Source organism: Xanthomonas sacchari, from assembly GCF_040529065.1.
GTDB classification, from domain to species: Bacteria; Pseudomonadota; Gammaproteobacteria; order Xanthomonadales; family Xanthomonadaceae; genus Xanthomonas_A; species Xanthomonas_A sacchari.
In genome coordinates this window covers 2,686,603-2,694,026 of sequence record NZ_CP132343.1, presented here as the reverse complement: position 1 = coordinate 2,694,026, position 7,424 = coordinate 2,686,603, and the positions used below count along the sequence as shown (strand labels likewise).

The 7,424-nt window shown below is 67.4% G+C and carries 1 protein-coding gene; it reads left to right on the top strand.

What is annotated here, in order from left to right; all coding sequences use genetic code 11:
* Window positions 1-52: 52 nt before the first annotated feature.
* On the top strand, window positions 53-7,423 hold the full coding sequence (locus RAB71_RS11400) for an amino acid adenylation domain-containing protein (RefSeq protein WP_353940048.1): 7,371 nt from the start codon (window positions 53-55) through the stop codon (window positions 7,421-7,423).
* Window position 7,424 lies beyond the last annotated feature (1 nt).

Genomic DNA, 7,424 nt, shown 5'->3' with positions numbered 1-7,424 from the left:
GCGCGTTCCGATGCTACGCATTCGCAAGGACACCTGCAGACAAGGTCGCTAGATGGAACGCACTGCGCTGAAGAATCTTTCCATTGCCGAAAAGGAACGCCTGCTCAAGCTGGCAAAGGCGAAGCTTGCGCCGCAGCCGGTTGGGAGCGCGCCGATCCAGCCGGTGGAACGAGGCGGCCTCTTGCCGGTGTCGTGGGCACAGCAGCGGCTATGGTTCCTTGATCAGCTCGACCACGCGGCTGGTGCGGCTTACCACATCCCGGCCGCGCTGCGATTGACCGGTACGCTGGATCGCACGGCGTTGCAGGAAAGCCTGGACCGCATCGTGGCGCGGCACGAAAACCTGCGGACCACCTTCGTCAGCGTGGAGGGCGAGCCGCGGCAGGTGATCGCCGCCGCGGACGTCGGCTTTGCACTGACGGTGCACGATCTGAGCGGCCTGGAGCCGGCCGCGCAGGACGCCGCGCTTGCGCACGTGAGCCTGCAGGAGGCCCGTGCGCCGTTCGATCTCGCGCAAGGGCCGCTGATCCGTGGCCGCTTGCTGGTAGTGTCCGAGCGCGAGCACGTGTTGCTGGTCACCCAGCACCACATCATCTCCGATGGCTGGTCGATCGGCGTGTTGGCAAAGGAAGTGGGCGCACTCTATGCCGCGTTCAGCCACGGCTTGGCAGATCCCCTGCCGCCGTTGCCGATCCAGTACGCCGACTACGCATCCTGGCAGCGCGGCTGGCTGCAGGGCGACGTGTTGCAGGGACAGCTCGACTTCTGGCAGAGGCAACTGGCTGGCGCCCCGTCATTGCTGGAGTTGCCCACTGACCGGCCGCGCCCTGCGGTGCAGAGCTATCGTGGCGATCGTCGGATGCTGCGCCTGTCGCACCGACTGAGCGAGCAGTTGCGCGCCTTGTCGCAGCGCCATGGCGCCACCTTGTTCATGACCTTGCTGGCAGGGTGGTCGATCCTGTTGTCGCGATTGAGCCGGCAGACCGACTTGGTGATCGGCACGCCAGTTGCCAATCGCCAGCGGGCAGAGATCGAGCCGCTGGTGGGGTTCTTCGTCAATACCCTCGCGCTGCGTGTGGACCTATCCGGTGCACCAACCGTCGCCCAGTTGTTGGCGCGGATCAAGGACACGACCCTTGGCGCCTATGCGCACCAGGACCTGCCGTTCGAGCAGGTGGTGGAAGCGATCCAGCCGGTTCGCAGTCTCAGCTACAGTCCGCTGTTCCAGGTGCTGCTGGCCTTGGACAACACGCCGGGCGTGGAGCCGCCGCCATCGTTGCCGCAGTCGAAACTAACCATGGCCGCGCTGGAAACGGTGCAGAAGACCGCGCACTTCGACCTTGCGCTCTCCCTGGTCGATGGCGCCGACGGGCTGGTGGGAGGGGCGATCTATGCCACAGACCTGTTTGATGGCAGCACGATCGAGCGGATGCTCGGGCATTGGGTGCGGGTGCTGGAGGCGATGGTGGCTGACGATTGTCAGGCGGTCACGCGGCTGCCGTTGCTGGCCGCCGCCGAGCGTGGGCAGGTCGTGTACGGCTTCAATGCGACGCAGCGACCGTCTCAACCCGAGGCCCTGATCCATGTCCTGTTCGAGGCACACGCGGCACGGCAACCGCAGGCGATCGCGATCGACTGCGACGGCCTGCGGCTCAGTTACGGCGAACTCAATCGCCAGGCCAACCTGATCGCGTATCGCCTGATTGCGCTGGGCGTGGGTCCGGACTGCTGCGTCGCGCTCTGCGCGCAGCGTGGGGTTGCGCTGGCCGCAGGCATGCTCGGCGTGCTGAAGGCTGGCGGCGCCTACGTTCCATTGGACCCCGCGCTCCCTGCGGAACGTCTGGCGTATATGTTGGAGGACACCCGGCCAGCCGCCGTGTTGAGCGAAGCCACGCTATTGGAGACCGTGCCGGTGCTGGGCACCGCGTCTTGCCCGTTGCTGGTCTTCGATCACATCATGGCTGTCGCCGGTGCCGGGGATGTCTCTAACCCCATCATCGATGGGCTGACGTCGCGTCACCTTGCTTACGTGATCTATACCTCCGGCTCCACAGGCAAGCCGAAGGGCGTGATGCTCGAACATCGCAACGTGGTGCATCTGACCACTGACAATCCGGCCGTGCCGATCTCTGCGGACGACTGTGTCGGCCATTGTTCCAACCCAGCGTTCGACGCAGCCACGTGGGAGGTGTGGGGAGCGCTGCTTAATGGTGCGCGCCTGCTGGTCATTCCCCAGCCGGTGCTCATGGACCCGCAGTCGCTCGGCAACACACTGCGCGAAGGAGCGGCAACCCTGCTGCTGCTTACGGTCGGGCTGTTCAACGAATACGTGAATACGTTCGGCCTGTCGTTTCCCGGGCTGCGCTATCTGCTGGTCGGAGGCGACGTGCTGGAGCCCCGCAGCGCTGCCCGGGCATTGCGCGGCTCCTCGTCTCCGGCACATGTGCTCAACTGCTATGGACCCACCGAGGGCACGACGTTCGCGACCACGTATCGTGTGGCGAATGTGCCCGACGGGGCACACATCATTCCCATCGGCAAGCCGATCGCCAACACACAGGTGTACGTGCTGGATGCGCAGGGTCAGCCGGTACCGATCGGGGTGATCGGCGAGCTGTACATCGGCGGTGCCGGTGTGGCCCGCGGCTACTTGAACCGCCCGGAGCTGACGGCCGAGCGGTTCCTGGCCGATCCGTTTGCGTCCGATCGCGATGCCCGCATGTACCGCACCGGCGATCTGGGGCGCTGGCGGCCGGACGGCAACATCGAGTATCTGGGGCGTAACGATTTCCAGGTGAAGGTGCGCGGGTTCCGCATCGAGCTGGGGGAGATCGAGGCGCGGCTGGCGGCGTGCGCGGGCGTACGCGAGGCAGTGGTGCTCGCACGCGAGGATGTGCCGGGCGACAAGCGGCTGGTGGCCTATGTGGTGCCCGACGCCGGCAATGCGTTGGCGGTGGCGTCGCTGCGCGATGCGCTATCGCAGGCCTTGCCCGAGTACATGGTGCCCAGCGCGTTCATGATGTTGGAGAGCTTGCCGCTGACGCCGAACGGCAAGCTGGATCGTGCGGCGCTGCCGGCCCCGGACCAGGCGGCCGTGGCCAGCCGCGCCTACGAGGCGCCAGACGGCGAGACGGAGCAGGGAATTGCCGCGATCTGGCAGGAACTGTTGAACCTGGAGCGGGTGGGGCGGCAGGACCACTTCTTCGAGCTGGGCGGGCACTCGTTGCTGGCGGTGCGCCTGGTGACCCGGGTGCGTGCGACGCTGGGGGTGGAACTGGCATTGCGCGAGGTCTTCGCCCATCCGGTGCTGGCCGCCTTGGCCGCACGCGTGGCCGCTGCCGGCGCCACGACGCAGGAGGCGATCGAGCCGGTGGAGCGGGGGGAGGGGACGTTGCCGCTGTCGTGGGCGCAGCAGCGGCTGTGGTTCCTGGATCAACTCGATCATGCTGCGGGCGCGGCCTATCACATCCCGGCCGCGCTGCGGCTGAGCGGTATGCTGGACCGCACCGCGCTGCAGTGCAGCCTGGACCGCGTGGTGGCGCGGCACGAGAGCCTGCGCACCACCTTCGCCAGCGTGGAGGGCGAACCGCGACAGGTGATCGCACCGGCAGATAGCGGCTTCCAGTTGATCGAGCACGACCTGCGCCATCTGCAGGGGGCCGAGCAGGAGGCGGCGGTCGCAGAACTGCGCCTGGCCGAGGCCGGCGCGCCGTTCGACCTGGCGCAGGGCCCGCTGGTGCGTGGCCGCTTGCTGGTTCTCGCCGAAAAGGAACACGTTCTGCTGGTGACCCAGCACCATATCGTCTCCGATGGCTGGTCGATCGGGGTACTGGTGGGTGAGGTCAGCGCGCTGTATGCCGCCTTCCTGACCGGCGCGGCCGATCCCTTGCCGGCACTGCCGGTGCAGTATGCGGACTATGCGGCCTGGCAGCGGCGCTGGTTGCAGGGGACTGTGCTGGACGAACAACGGGGGTTCTGGAAGGACCAGTTGCGTGATGCACCGGCACTGCTGGAGCTGCCGACCGACCACCCGCGGCCGGCGGTGCAACGCTACCGGGGCGCCCGCGTGGCGGTGCGGGTACCGCAGGCGCTCAGTACCCAACTGCAGCAGCTGTCGCAGCGCCACGGCACCACGCTGTTCATGACGCTGCTGGCCAGCTGGTCGGCGCTGCTGGGGCGGCTGAGCGGCCAGCACCAGGTGGTGATCGGCAGCCCGGTGGCGAACCGGCAACGCGCCGAGATCGAGCCGTTGATCGGCTTCTTCGCCAACACCCTGGCCCTGCGCGTGGACCTGGACGGCGACCCGAGTGTGGCGGCGCTGTTGGCGCAGGTGCGTGCCAGGCTGCTGGGCGCCTATGCGCACCAGGATCTGCCGTTCGAGCAGGTGGTCGAAGCGGTGCAGCCGGTGCGCAGCCTGAGTCACAGCCCGGTGTTCCAGGCGATGCTGAGCTTGAACAACACCCCCGGCGAGGGGGCGTTGCAGCTGCCCGGCCTGCGTCTGGCTGCATTGGAGACGGGCACGCCGAGCGCGCAGTTCGACCTGTCGCTGGCGCTGAGCGAGACGCCGGATGGGCTCGTCGGTGGGCTGGTGTATGCGGCCGACCTGTTCGAGCCGGCGCGCATGGAGCGGTTGCTGGGCCAGTGGCAGACGCTGCTGGCGGCGATGGTGAGTGACGACACGCAAGCCGTCTCGCGCCTGCCGTTGTTATCGCCGGAGGAACGCGAGCAGGTATTGCACACGTTCAACGCGACGCGGATGGATGTTCCGCAGAACACGCCGATCCATGTCTTGTTCCAGGCGCAGGCATCGCGGCAGCCGCAGGCGCTGGCCCTGGAGTGCGGGGACCAGCAGCTGAGCTACGGTGCATTGAACGCCCGTGCCAACCAGCTGGCGCACCGCCTGATCGCACTGGGCGTGCAACCGGATACGCGCGTGGCGATCTGCCTGCCGCGCAGCGTGGAGATGGTGGTGGGGATCCTGGCGATCCTCAAGGCCGGCGGTGCCTACGTGCCGCTGGATCCGGCGTATCCGGCCGAGCGGCTGGCCTACATGCTGGCCGATGCCGAGCCGGTGGCGCTGCTGACGCAGGCGCGGTTGGTCGACACGGTGCGTGCTCTCGGCGGCGACGAGAGGGCCGTGGCAATCGTGGCCGTGGACGACGATGCCGCACTGGCCCGCCAGCCGGCACACGATCCGGTCGTGGCTGGTCTGAGTGCGCGGCATCTGGCCTACGTGATCTACACCTCCGGCTCCACCGGACGGCCCAAGGGGGTGATGCTCGCGCATGCCAACGCCGTCAACCTGGTGGCCTGGGCGCAGGCCAGCTTCAGTGCCGAGCAGTTGGCCACGACGCTGTTGTCGACGTCGATCAATTTCGACTTGGCCGTGTTCGAGTTGTTCGTGCCGCTGAGCAGCGGCCGCAGCGTGCGGCTGGTTGCGGACCTGGTGTCGGCGGGGCAGGCCCTGGATGGGACGACGCTGGTCAACACGGTGCCTTCGGCGATGGCCGCGGTGCTGGACGGCGCGGACCTGCCGGCCTCGGTGACGACGGTGAACCTGGCCGGCGAGCCGCTGAAGCGAGCGCTGGTGGAGCGGGTGTTTGCGACAAGCCAGGCGCAGGTGGTGGCGAACCTGTACGGTCCTTCGGAGACAACGACCTACTCGACCTGGACGACGATGACGCGGGAGACCGGGTTCGTTGGCCATATCGGCAAGCCGATCGCCAATACGCAGGTGTACGTGCTGGATGCGCAGGGTCAGCCGGTACCGATCGGGGTGATCGGCGAGCTGTACATCGGCGGTGCCGGTGTGGCCCGCGGCTACTTGAACCGCCCGGAGCTGACGGCCGAGCGGTTCCTGGCCGATCCGTTTGCGTCCGATCGCGATGCCCGCATGTACCGCACCGGCGATCTGGGGCGCTGGCGGCCGGACGGCAACATCGAGTATCTGGGGCGTAACGATTTCCAGGTGAAGGTGCGCGGGTTCCGCATCGAGCTGGGGGAGATCGAGGCGCGGCTGGCGGCGTGCGCGAGCGTACGCGAGGCAGTGGTGCTCGCACGCGAGGATGTGCCGGGCGACAAGCGGCTGGTGGCCTATGTGGTGCCCGACGCCGGCAATGCGTTGGCGGTGGCGTCGCTGCGCGATGCGCTATCGCAGGCCTTGCCCGAGTACATGGTGCCCAGCGCGTTCGTGATGTTGGAGAGCTTGCCGCTGACGCCCAACGGCAAGCTGGATCGCACGGCGCTGCCGGCCCCGGACCAGGCGGCCGTGGCCAGCCGCGCCTACGAGGCGCCAGACGGCGAGACGGAGCAGGGAATTGCCGCGATCTGGCAGGAACTGTTGAACCTGGAGCGGGTCGGGCGGCAGGACGACTTCTTTGAGTTGGGAGGACATTCCCTGCTTGCGATCAAGCTAGTGCATGCGCTACGGATGCGCTTCGATGCGGACCTGCCGATCGCGGCGATATTCTCGGCTTCGCGCCTTTGCGACCTCGCCGCCATGGTCGAGACCGGCCGCCAAACGCAGACAGTGATGGTGCCGCTGCAAAGCGCAGGCGAGGACAGGCCACTATTCTGCCTCCATCCAGTCGGCGGACAGGTATTCTTCTATCGGGCGCTGGCGCGACACCTGGCGCCACGGATTCCAGTTCATGGCATCCAGGCACCTGAGGCGAACGGGGCGCCGCACAAATTTGAGACCATCACGGACATGGCCCGCGCATACGCACAGGCCATACGCATCGCGCAACCGTCGGGGCCTTACCGTCTGCTGGGGTGGTCGACGGGCGGCGTCATCGCGGCCGCGGTGGCAGCGCAGTTGATCGGGGAGGGCAATGAGATCGAGTACCTCGGCCTCGTCGACGCTCGCTCCTACGTCGACGATGCATGCCTGGATGACGATGCCCTGCTGCTCAAGGCCGCACTGGTGGAACTGCGTGGAAGCGGGTACTCCTGGAAGCAGGGCGGCCGGGAGAACGCGATACCGGGTTCCAGCGAAGTCGCCGCGCTGTTGCAGATGACGTTTTCCGACGCGGGGCCATTGCTGAGTCAATGGCTGACGCCGGACCTCGATGCCGCTGCCTTCTCCCATTTCAAGGCGCAAGTGCCTGTCACCCATGGACACCTGCGATTGCTCGCAGGCTACCGTCCCAGCCCCGTGCCGGCCCCTGTGCAGACATTCTGGGCGATGCGCCAGGACCCCGCCGCTCCGATGGATCCGCCAATGCGCGCTTCCGAGCCGTGGACCAGTGAGGGCAGGAGCCATCACCTCGAGACGGATCACTACGGTCTGATGAGAGACCCCCACGTGCAGTGCATCGCCGAGGCGATCGAGAACGCTCTGGGGCATGGCAGTGCACCGCCGGACCGAACGTGCCTCCACATGGCAGCCTCCCCACGGGCGGCCGCACCTGAGGGAGTTTGAC